This is a genomic window from Streptomyces aureocirculatus (assembly GCF_000720475.1).
Taxonomy (GTDB): domain Bacteria; phylum Actinomycetota; class Actinomycetes; order Streptomycetales; family Streptomycetaceae; genus Streptomyces; species Streptomyces aureocirculatus.
On the sequence record NZ_JOAP01000033.1, the window covers coordinates 28,064 to 47,652 of the forward strand.

Here is a 19,589-nt window from a genome sequence, read left to right on the forward strand (position 1 = left end):
AGGGACCGTGAGCTGTGGGTGGGCGTGCGATGCTCGGGTAATGGCTCGGCTCTGTCACCATCGACACACTCTGAGTGACTGATCCGAGGCTCACCCCCCGAACTTCATGAAGGGAACCAACCGGAATGGGTCCCCATCCTGCGGTCGCGGCGATACGCCTGGCGGTCCGCCGCGTGCTCCACGACGTACTGACCGACACCGCCGCGCACCGCGAGCTCACCCCGTCGCGCTCCGCGCGCCCTCACGGCAACCCCCATCCCCCTCAGCAGACCCCCCTGGAGCCCCTGACCCCCCAGGGCTTCGCGCACGAGCCGCCCCCGCCGCTCGTGCTCGTGGCGTGCTCCGGCGGCGCCGACTCCATGGCGCTCGCGTCGGCACTCGCGTTCGAGGCCCCCAAGCTCGGCATCCGCGCGGGCGCGGTGACCGTCGACCACGGCCTTCAGCCCGGCTCCGACCTGCGCGCCGCCGAGGTCGTCACGCGGATGACCGCGCTCGGCCTCGACCCCATCGAGTCCCTGGTGGTGCACGTCGGCCGCGACGGCGGCCCCGAGGCCGCCGCCCGCGACGCGCGCTACGCCGCCCTCGACGAGGCGGCCGAACGCCACGGCGCCGTCGCCGTGCTGCTCGGCCACACCCGCGACGACCAGGCCGAGACGGTGCTGCTCGGGCTCGCCCGCGGCTCCGGCATCCGCTCGCTCTCCGGCATGGCCGCGGTCTCGGGGGCCGGCGGCCGTTACCGCAGACCCTTCCTGCACCTCGACCGCCAGACCGCCCGCAAGGCGTGCATGGTCCAGTCGCTGCCCGTCTGGGACGACCCGCACAACGCGGACCCGGCCTACACCCGCTCCCGTCTGCGGCACGAAGGCCTGCCCGCTCTGGAGAAGGCGCTCGGCAAAGGCGTCGTGGAAGCCCTCGCGCGCACCGCGCAGCTCTCCCGCGACGACGCCGACGCGCTCGACGCCTGGGCCGCGCAGGCCGAGTCGTCGGTGCGGGACGCCACGGGCGTGCTCGAGTGCGCCAAGCTGTTCGCGCTGCCGCCCGCGGTGCGCCGCCGCATCGTGCGCCGCGCGGCCATCGAGGCGGGCGCCCCCGCGGGCGCGCTGTTCGCCCGGCACATCGAAGAGGTGGACCGGTTGATCACGGGCTGGCGGGGCCAGGGCGCCATCAATCTCCCGGGCAAAGTCGTCGCACAGCGGCAGGGTGGCAGACTGGTCATCCGGCAAGGCTGACCCGGGACCGTTTTTCCCGACCGGCCGGTGGGACGACCGAAAGTGATGCGGGTGGACGCGAAAGACATGGGCACCGACCTTCAGTCGGTGCTCATCACCAAGGAAGAGATCGACGCGAAGCTGGCTGAGCTGGCCGCGAAGATCGACGCGGAGTACGCGGGCAAGGACCTGCTGATCGTCGGCGTGCTGAAGGGCGCCGTGATGGTCATGGCGGACCTGGCGCGCGCGCTGTCCACGCCGCTCACGATGGACTGGATGGCGGTGTCCTCGTACGGCGCCGGCACCCAGTCCTCCGGCGTGGTCCGCATCCTCAAGGACCTCGACACCGACATCAAGGGACGCCACGTCCTGATCGTCGAGGACATCATCGACTCGGGCCTGACGCTGTCGTGGCTGCTCTCCAACCTCGGCTCGCGCGAGCCCGCGTCCCTCAAGGTGTGCACGCTCCTGCGCAAGCCCGAAGCGGCGAAGGTTGCCATCGACGTGGAGTGGGTCGGCTTCGACATTCCGAACGAGTTCGTCGTCGGGTACGGCCTGGACTACGCGGAGAAGTACCGCAACCTGCCGTTCGTCGGCACCCTCGCCCCGCACGTCTACGGCGGCTGACGACTTGCGCCGGGCGGCCCGGGCGGCGTAAGACGCCCGGGAACCCTCAGCCGTTTCCCGCCGTTGGAGCATGCGAAGGCGGTACAGGCAGCCGTCCCGTGCGGCTTCGGGTCACAATGCTGGGGTACCGTCCGAAGAACAGTCTTTATCAAACTCACTATGGCAGGAGGTACGGAGCGCCATCGCTCCGTGTGGATGGACGTGAAGCGATACTTCCGTGGGCCAGTCATGTGGATCGTGCTGGCCGTCCTTGCCGTGGTCGTGTTGATGCAGGTCGTCGGTTCGTCCGGCGGCTACAAGACGGTGGACACCGGCCAGGTCGTGCAGGCCATCGACGACAACAAGGTCGAATCGGCCAAGCTCACGACCGGTGACGATCACACCATCAAGGTGGAGCTCAAGGACGGCCAGAAGGTCAAGGGCAGCAGCAAGATCCAGGCGAGCTACATCGGCGACCAGGGCGTCGAAGTCGCCAAGATGCTGCAGGCCAAATACGAGGACAAGCAGATCCCGGACGGTTACACCGTCTCCCCGTCGAAGCAGAACCCCTTCGTCGGCATCCTGCTGTCCCTCCTCCCCTTTGTTCTCATCGTCGTCGTCTTCCTGTTCCTGATGAATCAGATGCAGGGCGGCGGCAGCCGGGTCATGAACTTCGGCAAGTCCAAGGCGAAGCTCATCACCAAGGACACCCCGAAGACGACGTTCAGCGACGTCGCGGGTTCCGACGAAGCGGTCGAGGAACTCCACGAGATCAAGGAGTTCCTCCAGGAGCCGGCGAAGTTCCAGGCCGTCGGCGCCAAGATTCCCAAGGGCGTGCTGCTGTACGGCCCGCCCGGAACGGGCAAGACGCTCCTCGCGCGCGCAGTCGCGGGCGAGGCGGGCGTGCCGTTCTACTCCATCTCGGGTTCCGACTTCGTCGAGATGTTCGTCGGTGTCGGTGCCTCCCGTGTGCGTGACCTCTTCGAGCAGGCCAAGGCGAACGCCCCGGCGATCGTCTTCGTCGACGAGATCGACGCGGTCGGCCGCCACCGCGGCGCCGGCCTCGGCGGCGGTCACGACGAGCGCGAGCAGACGCTCAACCAGCTCCTCGTCGAGATGGACGGCTTCGACGTGAAGGGCGGCGTCATCCTGATCGCCGCCACGAACCGGCCCGACATCCTCGACCCGGCCCTCCTGCGCCCCGGACGTTTCGACCGGCAGATCGCCGTCGACCGCCCGGACATGCTGGGCCGTCTGGAGATCCTCAAGGTTCACCAGAAGGGCAAGCCGGTCGCTCCGGACGTCGACCTGGGCGCCGTCGCGCGGCGCACGCCGGGCTTCACCGGCGCGGACCTGAGCAACGTCCTCAACGAGGCCGCCCTGCTCACCGCGCGCGGCAACCAGAAGCTGATCGACAACCACATGCTGGACGAGGCCATCGACCGCGTCGTGGCGGGCCCGCAGAAGCGGACCCGGATCATGTCCGACAAGGAAAAGAAGATCACCGCGTATCACGAGGGCGGTCACGCCCTGGTCGCGGCGGCCTCCCCCAACGCGGACCCGGTCCACAAGATCACGATCTTGTCGCGCGGACGTGCCCTCGGGTACACCATGGTCCTGCCGGACGAGGACAAGTACTCGACCACGCGCAACGAGATGCTCGACCAGCTCGCGTACATGCTGGGCGGGCGCGCGGCCGAGGAACTGGTCTTCCACGACCCGACCACCGGTGCCGCCAACGACATCGAGAAGGCCACGGCCACCGCTCGCGCGATGGTCACGCAGTACGGCATGACCGAGCGTCTCGGCGCGATCAAGTTCGGCGGCGACAACACCGAGCCGTTCCTCGGCCGCGAGATGGGCCACCAGAGGGACTACTCCGAAGAGGTCGCGGCGCTGGTCGACGAAGAGGTCAAGAAGCTCATCGAGACCGCGCACAACGAGGCCTGGGAGATCCTGGTCGAGAACCGCGACGTTCTCGACAACCTGGTCCTGCAGCTCCTGGAGAGGGAGACGCTGAACAAGGAGGAGATCGCGGAGATCTTCGCCCCCATCGTCAAGCGTCCGGCTCGGCCGGCCTGGACGGGCTCCACGCGGCGTACGCCGTCGACGCGCCCGCCGGTGCTCTCGCCGAAGGAGCTCTCGCTGACGAACGGTGCGAACGGCGCCACCCCCGCGGTGACCGCCGGTTCGAGCGGTACGGCCGGTACGGCTGGTACGGGTGAGACCCAGGGCATCGAGGTGGCTCCGGAGGACCGCCCCGAGAGCTGACTCCCGCCCGCCCCGGGCGCCTCACCAGGCCCGGAATGGATGCCGCGCCCCCCAGGTTCTAGCCTGGGGGGCGCGGCTCTTTTCCGCCGTCCGCATGAAACAGGAACCAGGAACGAGGCACAGATGACCGACCCCGTGACGCTGGACGGCGAAGGCTCCATCGGCGAGTTCGACGAGAAGCGGGCCGAGAACGCCGTGCGCGAGCTGCTCATCGCGGTCGGTGAGGACCCGGACCGCGAGGGCCTGCGGGAGACGCCGGGGCGGGTGGCGCGGTCGTACCGCGAGATATTCGCCGGTCTGTGGCAGAAGCCCGAGGACGTTCTGACGACGACGTTCGACCTGGGGCACGACGAGATGGTCCTGGTGAAGGACATCGAGGTCACATCGTGCTGTGAGCATCATCTGGTGCCCTTCAGAGGGGTGGCGCACGTCGGCTACATCCCGGCCACCACCGGCAAGATCACCGGCCTGTCGAAGCTTGCCCGGCTTGTGGACGTCTACGCCCGGCGCCCGCAGGTACAGGAGCGGATGACGACGCAGATCGCCGACTCCCTGATGGAGATCCTGGAGCCGCGCGGAGTGATCGTCGTGGTGGAGTGCGAGCACATGTGCATGTCGATGCGCGGTATTCGTAAGCCGGGCGCCAAGACCATCACGTCCGCGGTCCGTGGGCAGTTGCGGGACGCGGCCACGCGGAATGAGGCTATGAGCTTGATCATGGCGCGGTGAGGGGCGCTTGCGCTGGGCGGTGACGGGGGGTGTCGCGCTGCGCGCTCGTCCTCAAGCGCCGGACCGGCTTGATCTCCGCGCTGTGCGCTTGTCCTCAAGCGCCGGACGGGCTTGATTCCCGCGCTGCGCGCTTGTCCTCAAGCGCCGGACCGGCTTGATTTGGTGCGCGCTTGTCTTCACGTGTCGGACCGGCGGGATCTTCGCGCTTCGCGCCTGTCCTGAAGCGCCGGAGCGGCTGGATTTGCTGCGCCGGACGGGCCTGGGTGCTGAGTGGGCTGGGTGCTGGCTGGGATGGCTCAGGGCGGGGGCAGTGGCCGGGGGGTGGGGTGGGTCACGCTGCGGGGGCCGTGCCGCCGTGTTCGTCGTCCCCGTCCTCGGGGAGTTTGCAGACCCGTTCCAGGAAGAACGCGGCCGCTATGACGCCGATGCCCGCCAGGACCGAGAAGCCGGCGTAGTACGCCTGGTCGCGGCGGGCGGGGATGTCCAGGAACTCCAGCATGAACACGCCCACGCCGCCGTACATCCCACAGACAAGGGCCGCGACCAGCGCGCTGGCCTGGCCGAAGACGACGGCGCGGGCGGCCATCAGCGGCTCGACGCCCTTCGCCCCCGGCCACCGCTCACGCTGGGCGCGCAGCCTGGCGCGCAGCGAGATCGCCGTGGCGAGCAGGACCACGGCGATCAGGGCGAGGACGATGGGCGCGGCGAGTGGCACGCGCGGCAGCGTGCCCACGGAGTCCCACAGCCGGGCCCCGGCCCAGGACAGCACTCCGGCGACGCCGAAGAGGCCCGCCAGCATCCCCACGCGCAGTTGCTTCATTCCGGCGGTCGCCCCTCAGTCCCTGTCCGTGCCTGCTTGCCTGCCGGGTGCGTCCCTGGCCTGCTGTGTGGTCCCTGTGGACCCTAACGATTACTCGGGCAGCCGGAGTTCCAGATCGGCGCGCGCCGCGACACCCTCGCGGGTGATGTCGTCGAGCAGTTGGGCCACGGGCCCGTGCCCGGCGAGCTGCGCCTCCGGCTCGACGTCGTGCCACGGGGCGAGCACGAAGGCCCGCTCGTGCGCCCGCGGGTGCGGCAGCGTGAGCACCGGGTCGTCCGAGACCACGTCGGCGTACGCGACGATGTCCACGTCGATCGTGCGCGGACCCCAGCGCTCGTCCCGTACGCGGTGGAAGGCCTCCTCCACGGCCTGTGCCCGCTCCAGGAGCGAGGACGGGGGGAGCGTGGTCCTCACGACCACCACGGCGTTGAAGTAGGCGGGCTGGGAACCGGGCTCGACGCCCCAGGGCTCCGTCTCGTACACCGGGGAGACCGCCTTGACCCGCAGGCCCGGAGTGTCCTCCAGGGCGTCCACGGCCCCCTGGAGGGTCTCCAGGCGGTTGCCCAGGTTCGACCCGAGGGAGATCACGGCGCGCTGCGGGTTGGACAGCGTCGTGTCGGCGGCGTCCACCTGCTCCACGACGGACGTGGGCACCGGCTGGACGGTGGGGTCGCTGTGGGCGGTCATACGCGGCTCCGGGTGATGGTGACGGTCACGTCGTCGAACGGGACGGTGATCGGGGCGTCCGGTTTGTGCACCGTGACCTCGACTTCCAGGACTCCGTCGTGCTTCAGGCAGGCCTGGGCGATGCGCTCGGAGAGCGTCTCGATGAGGTTCACCGGCTCCCCCTCGACGACGGCCACGACCTCCTCCGCCACGATGCCGTAGTGCACGGTCTTCGCCAGGTCGTCGTCGGCCGCGGCCGCACGGGTGTCCAGGCCCAGGACCAGGTCCACGATGAAGGTCTGGCCCTCCTCGCGCTCCCGCGGGTACACACCGTGGTGCCCGCGGGCCTTCAGGCCACGCAGCGCGACACGATCCACGCGAATCACTCCTGACAGTCGTCGGTAAGGGCCGGTCCTGCCGTGTGCGGTCGGCACACCGGCCTCGATCGAATCTACCTGCGGGCACCGACAGTGTTCGCTCGCGGGGCTGCCGGACGGCGCTCCCACGCGGGCTTGCGGTTGCCCCTACCCACTGAGGAGCCCTCGGCCACACCTCCGAGTAGTGGGCCCGTCGTCTAAGAAGAGGGCTCGTCGTCCTCGTCGTCACCGGTCTCGGCGAGCACCGGTGACGCGTGGTGCGACCACAGCTTCCAGCCGTCGGGTGTGCGGCGGAACACATTCGTGGCGACCACGAGCTGCCCCACGAGGGGGCCGAGCTCGTCGCCGCCCTGGGGCGCGGGACCGCCGCTGAGGATGTTCTCCGTGCAGGTCACCAGGGCGGTGTCGCCGGCCACACAGACCCGCAGGTCGGTGAGGAAGAACTGGATGTACTCGGTGTTGGCCATGATCAGCGCGTACGACCTGAGGACCTCGCCGCGGCCTGTGAGCACCGGCCAGCCGGGGTGGACGCAGGAGATGGCGGGCCCCTCCGAGGCCGATTCCGGTTCGCCGTCGCCCTCGGGGCCCGCCTCCGGCAGGCCGCTCTCGCGGACCGTGCCGGGGCCGCCCGTCTCCGGTGTCCCGCTGTACGTGTCCGCGTCGTCGAGGTCCGCGGCGTCGAGCCACAGGTCCGACACGCCGTCGAAGTCCCCCCGCTCCAGCGCTTCGTAGAAGGCGGTGTTGGCGAGCTCGACCTGCTCGACGTCCGTCTGCGCGCGCGTCACTGAGTGCCAGCCTCCCCGGAAGCGTCCGGTCCGGCGCCGTCGTCGGCACCGCTGTTCCCCCCGTGGCGGGGCGTTGCGGCGTCCGTGACGGCCTGCGCCACCCGTACCGCGTCCGCCGTGGCCCGTACCTCGTGCACGCGCACCGCCCAGGCGCCCTGGTGCGCCGCGAGGGCGGACACCGCGGCCGTCGCGGCGTCCCGCTCGCGCGCGGGCGGCGGGGATCCCTGCGGGCCCGCGAGGACCCGGCCAAGGAACCTCTTGCGGGACGCGGCGACCAGGACGGGGCGGCCGAGCGTGCGGAGCCGGTCGAGGCGGGCGAGCAGTGCCAGGTCGTGCTCGGCGTTCTTGGAGAAGCCGAGGCCCGGGTCGACGACGATCCGCTCCGGGGCGATGCCCCCGGCGACCGCCGCCTCCACGCGCGCGTGGAGTTCGTCGACGACTTCGGAGACCACGTCCTCGTACACAGGCCGGGCGTGGATGTCGGTGAGGAAGCCGCGCCAGTGCATGACCACGAAGGGGGCCTGCGCGGCCGCGACGGCCGGCACCATGCCGGGGTCGGCGAGGCCCCCGGAGACGTCGTTCACGAGGACGGCGCCCGCCGCGAGCGCCTCCTGTGCCACGCGGGCGCGCATGGTGTCCACGGAGACCGTGACACCCTCGGCCGCGAGACCGTGTACGACGGGGACGACGCGCCGCAGCTCCTCGTCCTCGTCCACCCGCGCGGCGCCCGGCCGGGTCGACTCGCCGCCCACGTCGACGAGGTCGGCGCCCTGGGCGACGAGGTCGATGCCGTGCTTGACGGCGGCCGTGGTGTCGAACCAGCGCCCGCCGTCGGAGAACGAGTCGGGGGTCACGTTCACGACCCCCATGACGGCACAGCGGTCCCACCGGGGGAGTCCCGCCACAGTGCCCCCGGCGTCCCCGCGTCGCCCGCCGCCGCCCCCGGCCGGGATACGCAGCCCGTCCTCGCTGTCCCCGCGCAACGTACTCATGCCTCAAGCCTAGGCCCGCGCGGGCCGCCGCTACGCCGCGCGGACCTCACGCTCCGCGGTGTGCGCCGACTGATGCGGGCAGGGACGGCGCTGCGCGGTGGCGCGGCGCAGGAATCGCGGCAGCGCGAGCGTGACGAAGCCCTCCGCCTGCATCGCGGCGAAACCGATCCGCGGCAGGTCGCGGCTGGAGCGGTAGACCACGAAGCGGGGCTCCCAGCGCGGCCGGAACTTCGCGTTGAACTTGTACAGCGACTCGATCTGGAACCAGCGCGAGAGGAACACCAGGAGCCCGCGCCAGGCGCGCAGGACCGGGCCCGCGCCCAGCTTCTCGCCGCGGGCGAGCGCCGCGCGGAACATCGCGAAGTTCAGCGACACACGTGTGATGCCGAGCTTCGGCGCGGCTTGCAGGGCGGCGACGATGAGGAGTTCGTTCATGCCCGGGTCGGCCGACCTGTCGCGGCGCATCAGGTCGAGCGAGACACCGTCCTGCCCCCACGGCACGAAGTGCAGTACGGCCTTCAGGTCGCCGTAGGCACCGGCCTTCTCGTCGGCCTTGTGGGCCGTCGCGATCAGGCAGTCGCCGTCGTCGGGGTCGCCGATGCGGCCGAGCGCCATGGAGAAGCCGCGCTCGGTGTCGGTGCCGCGCCAGTCCTCGGCGGCGCGCTGGATGCGGTCGAGTTCCTTCTCCCCGAGGTCACGGATGCGCCGCACGCGCGTCTCGTAGCCATTGCGCTCGATCCGCTTGACCATCTGGCGCACGTTGCGCATCGCGCGCCCGGACAGGGAGAAATCCGCGACATCCACCACCGCCTCGTCGCCCAGCTCCAGGGCGTCGAGGCCGGTCTCACGGGTCCAGACCTCACCGCCGGTCTCGGAGCAGCCCATGACGGCCGGGGTCCAGGAGTGCGCCTTGGCCTCGTCCATGAAGCGCTCGATGGCGCCGGGCCAGGCCTCCACGTCGCCGATGGGGTCGCCCGACGCGAGCATCACGCCGGACACCACGCGGTAGGTGACGGCGGCCTTGCCGCTGGGGGAGAAGACGACGCCCTTGTCGCGGCGGAGCGCGAAGTGGCCGAGGGAGTCGCGCCCGCCGTGCCTTGCGAGCAGCTCACGCAGCCGGCTCTCGTCGTCCTGGGTGAGGCGCGCGGCCGGGTGCTCGGGGCGGAAGGCCAGGTAGACGGTGGTGAGCGCGGTCAGCATGCCGAGGGCGCCGAGGGAGACGCCGACCGTCCAGGAGGTGCGGCCGGTGTAGCCGACGGGCCCCTCGAAGCCGAACAGGCCGTACAGGACGTGCGCGAGGCGGTCGGTGAGGCCAGGGTCGCCGATGACCTTGTCCGGGTGCACGCTGACGATGACGAGGCCGAGCGCGATGGAACCGGCTCCGAGGAGAACGAAGTTGGCCAGTGCCCGCCAGCGGCTGCGCGGGTCCGGCAGTGCGGCGAACTCGGTGCGGTGCCGCAGCAGCAGCGCGAGGAGCGCGAGCGAGATCGCGGCGCCGATGAACGAGTGGCGGTAGGCGAACTGTGCGACCGCGCCCGCAGGCAGCAGCACCACCGCGGCCCGCCAGGCGCGCCGCTTGTGCCGCCGCAGGCCGTGCGCGAGCAGGAGCAGCAGGACGCCGCAGCTCAGCGCGAGGGCGGCGGCGAAGGGTCCGAGCGCGCCCGGCAGGACTTCGGCGAAGGTGTGCAGGCGGCTGCGCCGGAAGCGCGGGAAGACGGCTGCGGCGATGTTCAGAAGGCCCACGAGGGCGCAGATTCTGGCGGCGAGGACCGGGACGGCCTCGGCGCGGGGGCCGCGCAGGATCCGGCGCAGCCGGCCGTCGCCGCCGCCCTGGCCTCCTGGAACCGCACCCGACATTTCGCCATCTATCCTGACAGACATCGCATCCCGTAGTTCTGCGAGAGAGCTTTGACCCCGGTACCAAAGGTGGCAACCGGTGATATTGCGCCCTCTAGGACGGTCCTTCGGGGACAGGGGTTCACTCCCCTCCGGAAAACCGGCGGAAAGCTGGCGGAAAAGGTACGGCTCGGGTCGTATCCATGGATTCCGCCCTCCGCGCCGACCCCCTGAGGGCGGACAGGCAGAAAGCGCAGGCAGGATCATCCCATGGGTCTCACGAGCAATAAGGTGCTGGCACTTGCCGTAGCGCTGGCCGTGCTGCTGTTCATCGGCACGGTCTGGCTGTGGCCGCGCCTCGCCCGCCGCAGTTGGCAGGCGATCATCGGGCGAGTCGGGCTGCTGCTCGCCACACAGCTCGCGATCTTCGCATCCGTCGGCCTCGCGGCCAACCAGGCATTCGGCTTCTACGCCACCTGGGCCGACCTCTTCGGCCAGGAGACGTCGCAGGGCGTGGTCGTCGACCACGACGCCATGAAGGGTGAGAAGGGCCCGGTCCGCGTCGTCGACACCAAGTCCGTCGACGTACCCGGAGGCGGCATCCCGCGGATCGGCGGCCAGATCCAGAAGATCGACATCCAGGGCCGGAACTCCAGGATCGCCAGCCCGGCGTACGTGTATCTGCCGCCCGAGTACTTCCAGCCGCAGTACAAGAACCGCACCTTCCCCGCGGCCGCCGTCCTGACCGGCTACCCCGGCACCGCCGAAGCGCTCATCAAGGGCCTGCACTACCCGCAGACCGCCCACAAGCAGGCCAAGGACGGCAAGATGCAGCCGATGATCCTGGTCATGCTGCGGCCCACCGTGGCGCCGCCCCGGGACACCGAGTGCGTGGACATCCCCGGCGGCCCGCAGTCCGAGACGTTCTTCGCCAAGGACCTCCCCGGCGCCATCAGCGACCACTACCGCGTCGGCAAGAAGGCCGACAGTTGGGGCATCATCGGCGACTCCACGGGCGGCTACTGCGCCCTGAAGGTCGCCATGCACCACCCCCGCGCGTACGGCGCCGCCGTCGGCCTCTCGGCCTACTACAAGGCCGCCCAGGACGTGACGACCGGCAACCTGTTCCACGGCGACAAGGAACGGGAACGGCGCGCGAACCTGCTGTGGTACCTCGACCACATGCCGCCGCCCAGGACCTCCCTCCTTGTGACCACCAGCAAGAAGGGCGAGGGCAACTACAAGGACACCAAGAAGTTCATCGAGAAGGTCAAGTCCCCCACCCGGGTCTCGTCGATCACCCTCGCCAGCGGCGGCCACAACTTCAACACGTGGCGGCGTGAGATCCCGGCGTCCTTGGTGTGGATGAGCGGGCGGCTGACCGGCGGGTCGGACGTGCGCTGAGCCCCTTGGGCGGCTGACCGGCGGGGGCGTGCGCTGTCACGCCCCGGCTACCGACGCCACCGTCTCCAGGTCGACGTCCTCGCGCGCGATGTCCCGCGCGTCCGCCGCCGTCGAGCGGCGCAGCGCCTCGTGCAGCCGGGCCGGGGTGAGGACCCCGAGGAAGCGGCCCTCGCTGCGCTCGTCGATGACCGCGATCCAGCCCGCGTCGTGCTGGAGCATCGTCGAGAACGCCTGCTTCAGGCTGGCGCCGACCGGCAGCCACGCCTCCATGCGGCGGGCGTGCTCGCGCACCGTGCCGGTGCCCACGCGCGCGTGCTCGGCGGAGATCCAGCCGTGCAGATTGTTCTCGCCGTCCAGGACGACGGCCCAGCGGGCGCCGGCCCCTTCGAGGTCCTTGGGCAGCGGGTCGTCGAGGTGGACCACCGGCGGCTGCTCCAGGTCGCCCTCCTCGATGGGCGTCACGGACAGCCGCTTAAGGCCCCGGTCCGCGCCCACGAAGTCGGCGACGTACTCGGTGGCGGGCGCGCCGAGGACGGTGGAGGGGGTGTCGAACTGCTCGACGCGGCCCTGTCCGTAGACGGCGATGCGGTCACCGAGGCGGACTGCCTCCTCGATGTCGTGTGTGACGAACAGCACGGTCTTGCGAACGGCCTGCTGCAAGCGGAGGAACTCGTTCTGCAGATGCTCGCGCACCACGGGGTCGACCGCTCCGAACGGCTCGTCCATCAGCAGGACGGGCGGGTCGGCCGCCAGCGCCCTGGCCACGCCGACGCGTTGGCGCTGGCCGCCGGAGAGCTGCTCGGGATAGCGGTCACCGAAGGTCGCGGGGTCGAGGCCGACGAGGTCGAGGAGTTCGGCGGCGCGCTCGCGGGCCTTCGCGCGCTTCACGCCCAGCAGGTGCGGGACGGTGGCGGTGTTGTCCAGGACCGTTTTGTGCGGGAAGAGGCCGATCTGCTGGATGACATAGCCGATTCTGCGGCGGAGCTGGACGGGGTCGATTCCGGATATGTCCTCGCCGTCGAGGAATATCCGCCCCTCGGTCGGCTCGATGAGCCGGTTCACCATTTTCATCGTCGTGGTCTTGCCGCAGCCCGACGGGCCCACGAGCGTGACCAGTTCACCCTCCGCCACCTCGAAGGACAGGTCGTCGACGGCTGTCGTACCGTCCGCGTACCGCTTGGTCACGTTCTCGAACCGGATCATGATTCCCCATTGTGGCGCGTGTTCTGTGAAGACGGTGTTGCGCCCGCACGAAGAGGGCCCCCGCGTCTCGGAGATTGTCAGTGCTCGGGGTTAGGGTCGCCAGTCAGATGGACATGTGGGTTTCGGCACGTGTCCGGGTCTGCATGGCGACGGGGTTTCGGGGGAGGCGGGGCGGGTGAGCAAGCGGGACTGCCTGGTGGCGAACGACTGGATCTGCGGCGAGTACATCCGCTCGCGCAGCCAGGAATTGACCGACGCGACGCTGGAGCATGTGGCGATCACGGGCGCGTCCGTGCTGATAGGCGTGGCGGTCGCGCTGCCCCTCGCGCTGATCGCGCGGCGCTGGCGCTTCCTCGCCGCCCCCATCCTCGGCGTGACCACGGTGTTGTACTCGATTCCCTCGCTCGCGATGTTCTCGCTCCTGCTCCCCTTCTTCGGCCTTTCCGCCTCCTTGGTCGTCACGGGCCTCGTGCTGTATTCGCTGACGATCCTGGTGCGCAACATCCTCGCGGGCCTCCAGGCGGTCCCCGAGGACGCCAGAGAGGCCGCCAAAGGCATGGGGTACGGCCCGCTGCGGCTCCTGTGGGAAGTGGAACTGCCGCTCGCGCTGCCCGCCCTGCTCGCCGGTGTGCGCATCACGACGGTGTCCACCGTGGCCCTCACCACCGTCGGCGCGATCGTCGACTACGGCGGCCTCGGCACGCTGATCCTCGACGGCCTCGACACCCAGTTCAAGGCGCAGGTGCTCACCGCGTCCGCGCTGTGCGTCGTCCTCGCCATCGCCGCCGACCTGCTGCTTCTCGCTCTCCAGCGGCTGCTCACGCCCTGGACGCGAGCCCATCGAATACGACCGGGCCGCTTCTCGCGCAAGGCGGGCGCGGCCAACAGCGTGGCCAAGGTGGCTGAGCCCGTATGAACGCGATATCCGGTGCCTATGACTGGCTGACCACGTCCGCCAACTGGCAGGGCGAAAAGGGGGTGTGGCACCGTCTCGCCGAGCATCTGTACTTCAGCGGTGTGTGCCTCGCCGTGGCCTGCCTGATCGCGCTGCCCGTCGCGCTGCTGCTCGGCCACATCGGCAAGGGCGGCGCGCTCGCGGTCAACATCTCCAACGTCGGCCGTGCGGTGCCCACGCTCGCCGTCCTGATCCTGCTCACGCTCACCCCGCTCGGCGAGCACGGGGACATGCCCACGCTGATCGCCCTCGTCCTGTTCGCCGTGCCGCCGCTGCTCACCAACGCCTACATCGGCATGCGTGAGGTGGACCACTCGGTGGTGGAGGCCGCGCGCGGCATGGGCATGAGCGGACGTCAGCTCTTCGCCCGGGTCGAGCTGCCCCTCGCGTACCCGATGGTCATGACCGGGATCCGGTCGGCCGCGGTGCAGGTGGTGGCCACGGCGACGCTCGCCGCGATGGCCGGGGAGGGCGGTCTCGGGCGGATCATCACGGCCGGGTTCAACCTGCAGAACACCCCGCAGGTCGTCGCGGGCGCCTTCCTGGTGGCACTGCTCGCGCTGTTCGTGGAGGGCGTCCTGGTCCTCGCGGGGCGGCTCCTCGATCCGATGCGGGGGCGGTCCCGGGTGGGCGGCTGAGCCGGCCGGACCTTCCCGACGCTTGCAGCGAAAACTCTCGAAACGGTTCTCGACATGGTTTCCGAAATGGTGGTTCACCGATGAACAGCAGGACGCGTCGCGCACGACGGATGGCAGGGGCGGCAACGGCCGTCGTGGCGCTGACCGCGGGGCTCTCCGCGTGCGGCGGGGACAGCCTGGAGGACGACAAGGGGTCCGACGGCGGCGGCAAGGGCAAGCTCGTGGTGGGTTCGGCGCGGTTCACCGAGCAGAAGGTCCTCGCCGAGCTGTACGCGGGCGTCCTGCGGGACGCCGGTTACGACGCGTCGGTCAAGACCGTGCAGAACCGCGAGGTGTACGAGCCCGAGTTGAAGAAGGGCACCATCGACGTCGCCCCGGAATACGCGGCCACGCTCACGGAATTCCTCAACCTGAAGAAGAACGGCGCCGACGCGAAGCCGGTGGCCTCCAGCGATCTCGACGCGACGTACGGCGAACTCACCGAACTCGCCGAGCTGCGCGGCCTCAAGGCACTCCCGGCCGGTAAGGCCGTGGACCAGAACGCGTTCGCGGTGACCAGCAAATACGCCGAGGAGCACAAGCTCAAGACGCTTTCCGATCTTGGAAAGTCCGGCGAGAAGGTCCGCGTCGCGGCCGGTGACGAATGCGAGACCCGGCCGTTCTGCGCACCGGGCCTGAAGAAGAAGTACGGCATCGACGTCGCCGGAATCGACCCCAAGGGCGTCGGCACCACACAGTCGAAGCAGGCCGTGAAGAACGGCACGGACCAGTTGGTCCTGACGACCACCACGGACGCGACGCTGAAGAACTTCGGCCTGGTGATCCTGGAGGACGACAAGAAGCTCCAGAACGCCGACAACATCCTTCCCGTCGTGAACGCCAAGGAGGCCGGTGACAAGAAGGTGGCCGCGGCCCTCGCCAAGGTCACCAAGGCACTGACGACGGACGATCTCATCGAACTGAACCGCAAGGTCGACGAGGAGCGCCAGAAGGAAGCGGATGTCGCCAAGGAGTATCTGGAGTCGAAGGGCCTGATCGAGAAGTAGGGCTCGCGACCGGCCCGGGTTGCGTAATCCCGGCGGAGGGGATGAAGTGGCCCCTCGTGGAAGAAGTGGCTCACTGGGGTGGGGAGTTGCGGTGGGGGCACCGGGAATTTGGCGGGCGAGGCACCAGACTTCGCCTACGCGCGGTAAGTTTCTGGCCATGCCACGTGGACGTCACCGCCATTCCCCACCACTGCACAGGCTGCTTCCTCCGTCGGCGGTCGCAGGCTTCTCCCTCGTCTGCGCCGGCGGCGCCTGGATGTTCGCGGAACCCGTCGTGCTGCGCGGACTCGTCGCCGCCGCGGCGGCGAGCGCCATAGTGGGCTCGGTCGTCATGCGCCAGTGGGACCGGGCGGCGGGCAAACGGGTCGCGGAGCTCAGCCGCGCACGCGCCGGTGACGAGTGGCGCTACGAGGAGCGGATAGCCGAGGCCGAGTCCGACCTCGATGAGTCCCGCGAGCTGCGGACCAAGCTGGAGGCCAAGCTGCGCTCCAAGCGGGCCGAGCTCGCGGCGCTGCGCAACGAACACGCGGCGCTGCTGCGGCGGTACGCGACGGCGGAGACCGAGCGGGCCAGCGCCCTCGAAGGACGCAGGCTCCTCGCCATCGAGGCGTTGACGTCCACACGGGCGGCACTGCCCGCGGGAGCGCCCGCCGCGCGGGAGGCGCCCTCCGGTGAGGGAACGTCTCCGCGGGAGGGGGCGGTTGACGGGGAGTCGGTGCGGGTCTCGGACGACTCCGCGGTCGAGTCGTCCTCGGGGCGGGTCTTGGACGACTCCGCGGTCGAGTCGTCCTCGGGGCGGGTCTTGGACGAGTCCGCGGGGGGAGTCCCGACTGCGGCCGCAGTCGCGACTGCGGCGGAAGTCCCGGCCGAGTCGGTTGGGTGGGATGAGGCGGAAGTCCCGGCCGAGTCGGTTGGGTGGGATGAGGCGGAAGTCCTGGCCGAGTCGGTTGGGTGGGATGAGGCGGAAGTCCTGGCCGAGTCGGTTGGGTGGGATGAGGCGGAAGTCCTGGCCGAGTCGGTTGGGTCGGGTACCTCGGTGGAGTCGGGTGCCTCGGTGGAGTCGGTCGGGTCGGCCGAGTCCGTGGGGTCGGCCGAGTCCGAGGGGACGGGTGAGTCCGTGGGGACGGGCGAGTCGGCGGGTGATTCCGCCGGTTCCATCCCGGCCGCCGATGCCCGGGTGGCGGTCCGGCCGGGCGCGAGCCCCACTCCTTCGCTGTACGGGCGCGCCAACGTCGCGCTCGACCGCCTGGCACGGCCTGGGGCGTCGGTCGCGCGGCCGACGGTGGCTGCCGCGGGCGCCGAGGGCGGCCCCGCCGTCGCCGACGCCGCCGAGGCGGACGACTCCGGCTCAGGCTCCGGCTCCGGCTCCGGTGACGCCGACGAGCCCGGTGACCCGGTCGACCCGGGCCACACCACCGGCGGTTCCGCCCCGGCGACGACGACCGAGGCCGCCGACGAGCCGGTCCACAGCCACGGCGATGGTGGTGCCCGTGGTCACGAGCGCGCGGCCAGGGGCCACTTCGCCGTTCCCGTCGCTGCGGCCGTGGTGCCGCCCGCGCAGGGGCGGCGGCTCCCGGGGGAGGGCGGTTTCGACTTCTTCGGTACGAAGAGCACGTCCGCGAAGAGCCTGGCACCGGCCGCGCTGGACACCGTCCAGAACGAGGACCTCGCCGACGTCGTGGGCGAGGAGGCCCTCGCGGTCCACAAGGCGGAGGCCGAGGCCGAGTTCAAGCCGTCGGACGCCGCGACGGACGCGGAGCGGGGCGTGGGCCAGGTCATCGACCTGACGGCCCACGACGAGACGGAACAGATCGACATGGAGGGCCTGCGCACGGCGCTGCGCGCGTAGCAGCGCGACGCGCGCCCCGCGTACCCCCTCGCCGTGGGCGGCGGCGTGCCGTTCCTGCCCGCTGTCGCGGTGGGCCTCGGCGCGCCCCGTCCCTCGTCGGACACCAAGGTGACCGCAGCCGTGGGCTGTGCCCACCCGTTCCGCCCCTGGCGGACCAGTTGCCCACAGCGGAGCTCAGGCCATCCACCGGTCGGGCCGCGCCTCCCTGCGCCCCGTCCGGGACCGCTCGGCCTGACCATGAAGCAAGTCGGCCGCCTCCGAGGCGGACCGAAGCCGCGCGGTCACCGTCTTGTTGGCCCCCGTGTCCACCTTCACATCGGCCACGCCCTTGAACCGCTGCCAGGGCCCCTGCCCGACCCGCACGCTCTGCACCTTCGCGTGCGGCACCAACGAGAGCCGCCGCCGCAGCAGCCCGTGCCGCGCGGCGAACACGGCATCGGTGACCGCGAGCCCGTACCCGTGCCACCACACAGGAACGCACCAGGCCGCCCGCGAAGGCGGCCGCGAGAGCTCGTCGGCGGCGGGCACCCGCACCCCGGGCAGCACCTGCGAGATCACGGACTCGGCGACCGGCCGCGGGGCGACCGGCACCAGGACGCTGTTCGACGACCCCGCCACGTCCAGCTCGACCCGCACCCAGCCGAAGCGCCGCCACAGCAGCGGCTCGACGACCCGCACGGTCTGCACCCGTCCCGGCGGCACCGTCTCGTGCGCCTTGTCCAGAAGCCCGTGGTCGATGCGCAGGCCGTCGGGGGACTCGCCCACGCGCCAGTCGTACTCCGCGACGAAGCGGCCCACACTGCTCGCGAAGGCGCCGCCCAGCATGGGCAGGGCGGTCGCGATGACGGTCCAGGCGTTGTGCGTGATCAGCCACAGGACCGTCGGCACGACGAGCGCGGCCACCAGGAGCACCCAGGGGGCGCCGGTGAGCAGCAGGGACACGGCGAGCATGCGCGGCTGTACGTGCAGCAGGTTGCGGACCGGCGCCTCGCCGACGTCCCTGGCGGTCTCCGGGGCGAATCCGGCGGCACGCGCGAGCAGTTCGGCGCGCAGGGCGGCGGCGTCCTTCTCGCTGAGGTAGGCCAGCTCGTCCTTCTTCTCCGTGCCGACGACGTCCAGCTTGAGCTTGGTGACACCCACGATGCGGGCGGCGAGCGGCTGGGTCACGTCGACGGCCTGGAGCCGGTCGAGCCGGATGTGCGCGGTGCGCCGGAACAGCAGCCCCGTACGGATCCGCAGTTCCGTTTCCGTGACGGCGAAGTGAGTGAACCACCAGCTCAGGAAGCCGTACAGGGCGCCGCCGACGATCACGGCGAGGACACCGAGGGCGAGGGTGAGCGCGGTCAGCTCGGACAGACGGCGCTGGGTGCCGTCCGGGTCGTGGAAGGCCAGCCCGACGAGGATCGCGACGGGCGCCCAGGCACGGCGCAACGGCGTGACCGGGTGCAGCCGCCGCTCCCGGAGGCCGCTGGGGGCGGGGGCGCCGTCCAGGTTCCCGAGACCCGCCCCGCCGGTCTTGGCGGGCTCCCTCACAGCCCCGCCGATCTGGCCTCGCCGAGCTCCGTCAGTCGGTCGCGCAGCCGCTCGGCCTCGCTGGGGACGAGGCCCGGGATGCGGGCGTCCGTGGCGGCCGCGGCCGTGTGGAGCTGGACGCCTGCCAGGCCGAAGTACCGCTCCAGGGGGCCGGAGGTGACCTCGACGAGCTGCATCCTGCCGTACGGCACGACGGTCTCCTCGCGCCACAGGACGCCCCGGCTGATGAGGAGGTCGTCGGCCCGCTCGGTGTACCGCCACGAGCGCCAGTTGCGCCCCAGCATCACCCAGCCCCAGGCCGCGAGCGCCAGCGGCAGCGCCGCGAAGGCCGCCCACGCCGGTCCCGCGAAAAGTCCGAGCAGCACGCCGAGCGCCACCGCGGCCGGCACCAGCCACACCACCAGCAGCAGCCGGCGCATCGTCAGCACCCCGCGCGGCAGCCCGGTCCACCCGGACGGCACGCCGTCACCCCCCGTGGGTCCCGTGGATCCCTCTGGCCCCGCCGCCGTCCCCGTCTCCATGCCCCAAGCGTACGTACGGCATCTGACACCTGCGTGTCCGCACGCGTACGACAGACTGTGGGCATGAGCCCCACGACGGAGCACACGCCCACGACGCGGCCGCCGCGGACGACCGATCCCGCCGAGGCCACCTTCGGCATCGGCGGCGCG

General features: G+C 71.0%; 18 protein-coding genes. 9 read left to right on the top strand and 9 right to left on the bottom strand.

The annotated features are described in order from the left end of the window. Positions 1-125 precede the first annotated feature (125 nt). From tilS to folE, 4 genes are all read left to right on the top strand, one after another. Positions 126-1,229 carry a tRNA lysidine(34) synthetase TilS gene (gene tilS / locus IG78_RS0127535; RefSeq protein WP_030567886.1) on the top strand — a complete coding sequence of 368 codons (1,104 nt, stop codon included), beginning with the start codon at positions 126-128 and terminating at the stop codon, positions 1,227-1,229. Between the two features lie 45 nt (positions 1,230-1,274). Further along, complete coding sequence (gene hpt / locus IG78_RS0127540) at positions 1,275-1,835, top strand: hypoxanthine phosphoribosyltransferase (RefSeq protein WP_016643984.1); 561 nt, start codon at positions 1,275-1,277, stop codon at positions 1,833-1,835. 195 nt (positions 1,836-2,030) lie between these two features. Next, on the top strand, positions 2,031-4,085 hold the full coding sequence (gene ftsH / locus IG78_RS0127545) for an ATP-dependent zinc metalloprotease FtsH (protein WP_030567890.1): 2,055 nt from the start codon (positions 2,031-2,033) through the stop codon (positions 4,083-4,085). 123 nt (positions 4,086-4,208) lie between these two features. After that, positions 4,209-4,814, top strand: coding sequence for a GTP cyclohydrolase I FolE (gene folE, locus IG78_RS0127550; protein ID WP_030567892.1), 606 nt, complete (start codon positions 4,209-4,211; stop codon positions 4,812-4,814). A 331-nt stretch (positions 4,815-5,145) separates the two neighbouring features. Here the strand turns inward: folE and IG78_RS0127555 are convergent, their stop codons facing one another. The 6 genes from IG78_RS0127555 to IG78_RS0127580 all read right to left on the bottom strand — a co-directional run bounded on the left by IG78_RS0127555 (position 5,146) and on the right by IG78_RS0127580 (position 10,311). Further along, positions 5,146-5,634, bottom strand: a complete 489-nt coding sequence (locus IG78_RS0127555; RefSeq protein WP_030567894.1) for a DUF3180 domain-containing protein — start codon at positions 5,632-5,634, stop codon at positions 5,146-5,148. 90 nt (positions 5,635-5,724) lie between these two features. After that, a complete protein-coding gene (gene folK / locus IG78_RS0127560; RefSeq protein WP_030567897.1) occupies positions 5,725-6,321 on the bottom strand; it encodes a 2-amino-4-hydroxy-6-hydroxymethyldihydropteridine diphosphokinase in 597 nt (198 codons plus the stop codon). Further along, positions 6,318-6,677, bottom strand: coding sequence for a dihydroneopterin aldolase (gene folB / locus IG78_RS0127565; RefSeq protein WP_030361050.1), 360 nt, complete (start codon positions 6,675-6,677; stop codon positions 6,318-6,320). The genes folK and folB overlap by 4 nt, the downstream gene beginning before the upstream one ends. Positions 6,678-6,874: 197 nt before the next feature. Beyond that, a complete protein-coding gene (locus tag IG78_RS0127570) occupies positions 6,875-7,462 on the bottom strand; it encodes a nuclear transport factor 2 family protein (RefSeq protein ID WP_030567899.1) in 588 nt (195 codons plus the stop codon). After that, positions 7,459-8,331, bottom strand: a complete 873-nt coding sequence (folP, locus tag IG78_RS0127575; protein WP_030567901.1) for a dihydropteroate synthase — start codon at positions 8,329-8,331, stop codon at positions 7,459-7,461. Before folP ends, IG78_RS0127570 begins: the two co-directional genes overlap by 4 nt. A gap of 153 nt (positions 8,332-8,484) precedes the next feature. Next, positions 8,485-10,311, bottom strand: a complete 1,827-nt coding sequence (locus IG78_RS0127580; RefSeq protein ID WP_030567903.1) for a phosphatidylglycerol lysyltransferase domain-containing protein — start codon at positions 10,309-10,311, stop codon at positions 8,485-8,487. Positions 10,312-10,560: 249 nt separating this feature from the next. Here IG78_RS0127580 and IG78_RS0127585 point away from each other — a divergent pair, with 249 nt between their 5' ends. Continuing rightward, the gene (locus tag IG78_RS0127585; RefSeq protein ID WP_030567904.1) at positions 10,561-11,694 is read left to right on the top strand and encodes an alpha/beta hydrolase; all 1,134 of its coding nucleotides are present in this window, start codon (positions 10,561-10,563) and stop codon (positions 11,692-11,694) included. 36 nt (positions 11,695-11,730) lie between these two features. On the opposite strand, the gene IG78_RS0127590 is transcribed toward IG78_RS0127585, so the two are convergent. Further along, on the bottom strand, positions 11,731-12,897 hold the full coding sequence (locus IG78_RS0127590) for an ABC transporter ATP-binding protein (protein ID WP_030567906.1): 1,167 nt from the start codon (positions 12,895-12,897) through the stop codon (positions 11,731-11,733). A gap of 175 nt (positions 12,898-13,072) precedes the next feature. On the opposite strand from IG78_RS0127590, the gene IG78_RS0127595 reads away from it, so the two are divergent. From IG78_RS0127595 to IG78_RS48390, 4 genes are all read left to right on the top strand, one after another. Next, complete coding sequence (locus IG78_RS0127595) at positions 13,073-13,813, top strand: ABC transporter permease (RefSeq protein ID WP_030567909.1); 741 nt, start codon at positions 13,073-13,075, stop codon at positions 13,811-13,813. Continuing rightward, positions 13,810-14,490 carry an ABC transporter permease gene (locus IG78_RS0127600; RefSeq protein WP_030567910.1) on the top strand — a complete coding sequence of 227 codons (681 nt, stop codon included), beginning with the start codon at positions 13,810-13,812 and terminating at the stop codon, positions 14,488-14,490. The genes IG78_RS0127595 and IG78_RS0127600 overlap by 4 nt, the downstream gene beginning before the upstream one ends. 80 nt (positions 14,491-14,570) lie before the next feature. Next, complete coding sequence (locus tag IG78_RS0127605) at positions 14,571-15,536, top strand: ABC transporter substrate-binding protein (protein ID WP_030567911.1); 966 nt, start codon at positions 14,571-14,573, stop codon at positions 15,534-15,536. Between the two features lie 157 nt (positions 15,537-15,693). Next, on the top strand, positions 15,694-17,385 hold the full coding sequence (locus IG78_RS48390) for a hypothetical protein (RefSeq protein WP_030567912.1): 1,692 nt from the start codon (positions 15,694-15,696) through the stop codon (positions 17,383-17,385). A gap of 174 nt (positions 17,386-17,559) precedes the next feature. Here IG78_RS48390 and IG78_RS0127615 read toward each other — a convergent pair whose 3' ends face one another. Together IG78_RS0127615 and IG78_RS0127620 are read right to left on the bottom strand one after the other, a co-directional pair. Continuing rightward, positions 17,560-18,918, bottom strand: a complete 1,359-nt coding sequence (locus tag IG78_RS0127615; RefSeq protein WP_404827766.1) for a PH domain-containing protein — start codon at positions 18,916-18,918, stop codon at positions 17,560-17,562. Beyond that, the gene (locus IG78_RS0127620; protein WP_030567914.1) at positions 18,915-19,439 is read right to left on the bottom strand and encodes a PH domain-containing protein; all 525 of its coding nucleotides are present in this window, start codon (positions 19,437-19,439) and stop codon (positions 18,915-18,917) included. The genes IG78_RS0127615 and IG78_RS0127620 overlap by 4 nt, the downstream gene beginning before the upstream one ends. Positions 19,440-19,589: the final 150 nt, after the last annotated feature.

Bases quoted from the DNA above. Each gene is read 5' to 3' on its own strand.
- tilS (WP_030567886.1), top strand. From the start codon at position 126: ATGGGTCCCCATCCTGCGGTCGCGGCGATACGCCTGGCGGTCCGCCGC.
- hpt (WP_016643984.1), top strand. From the start codon at position 1,275: ATGCGGGTGGACGCGAAAGACATGGGCACCGACCTTCAGTCGGTGCTC.
- ftsH (WP_030567890.1), top strand. From the start codon at position 2,031: ATGGACGTGAAGCGATACTTCCGTGGGCCAGTCATGTGGATCGTGCTG.
- folE (WP_030567892.1), top strand. From the start codon at position 4,209: ATGACCGACCCCGTGACGCTGGACGGCGAAGGCTCCATCGGCGAGTTC.
- IG78_RS0127555 (WP_030567894.1), bottom strand. From the start codon at position 5,634: ATGAAGCAACTGCGCGTGGGGATGCTGGCGGGCCTCTTCGGCGTCGCC.
- folK (WP_030567897.1), bottom strand. From the start codon at position 6,321: ATGACCGCCCACAGCGACCCCACCGTCCAGCCGGTGCCCACGTCCGTC.
- folP (WP_030567901.1), bottom strand. From the start codon at position 8,331: ATGGGGGTCGTGAACGTGACCCCCGACTCGTTCTCCGACGGCGGGCGC.
- IG78_RS0127580 (WP_030567903.1), bottom strand. From the start codon at position 10,311: ATGTCGGGTGCGGTTCCAGGAGGCCAGGGCGGCGGCGACGGCCGGCTG.
- IG78_RS0127585 (WP_030567904.1), top strand. From the start codon at position 10,561: ATGGGTCTCACGAGCAATAAGGTGCTGGCACTTGCCGTAGCGCTGGCC.
- IG78_RS0127590 (WP_030567906.1), bottom strand. From the start codon at position 12,897: ATGATCCGGTTCGAGAACGTGACCAAGCGGTACGCGGACGGTACGACA.
- IG78_RS0127600 (WP_030567910.1), top strand. From the start codon at position 13,810: ATGAACGCGATATCCGGTGCCTATGACTGGCTGACCACGTCCGCCAAC.
- IG78_RS0127605 (WP_030567911.1), top strand. From the start codon at position 14,571: ATGAACAGCAGGACGCGTCGCGCACGACGGATGGCAGGGGCGGCAACG.
- IG78_RS48390 (WP_030567912.1), top strand. From the start codon at position 15,694: ATGCCACGTGGACGTCACCGCCATTCCCCACCACTGCACAGGCTGCTT.
- IG78_RS0127620 (WP_030567914.1), bottom strand. From the start codon at position 19,439: ATGGAGACGGGGACGGCGGCGGGGCCAGAGGGATCCACGGGACCCACG.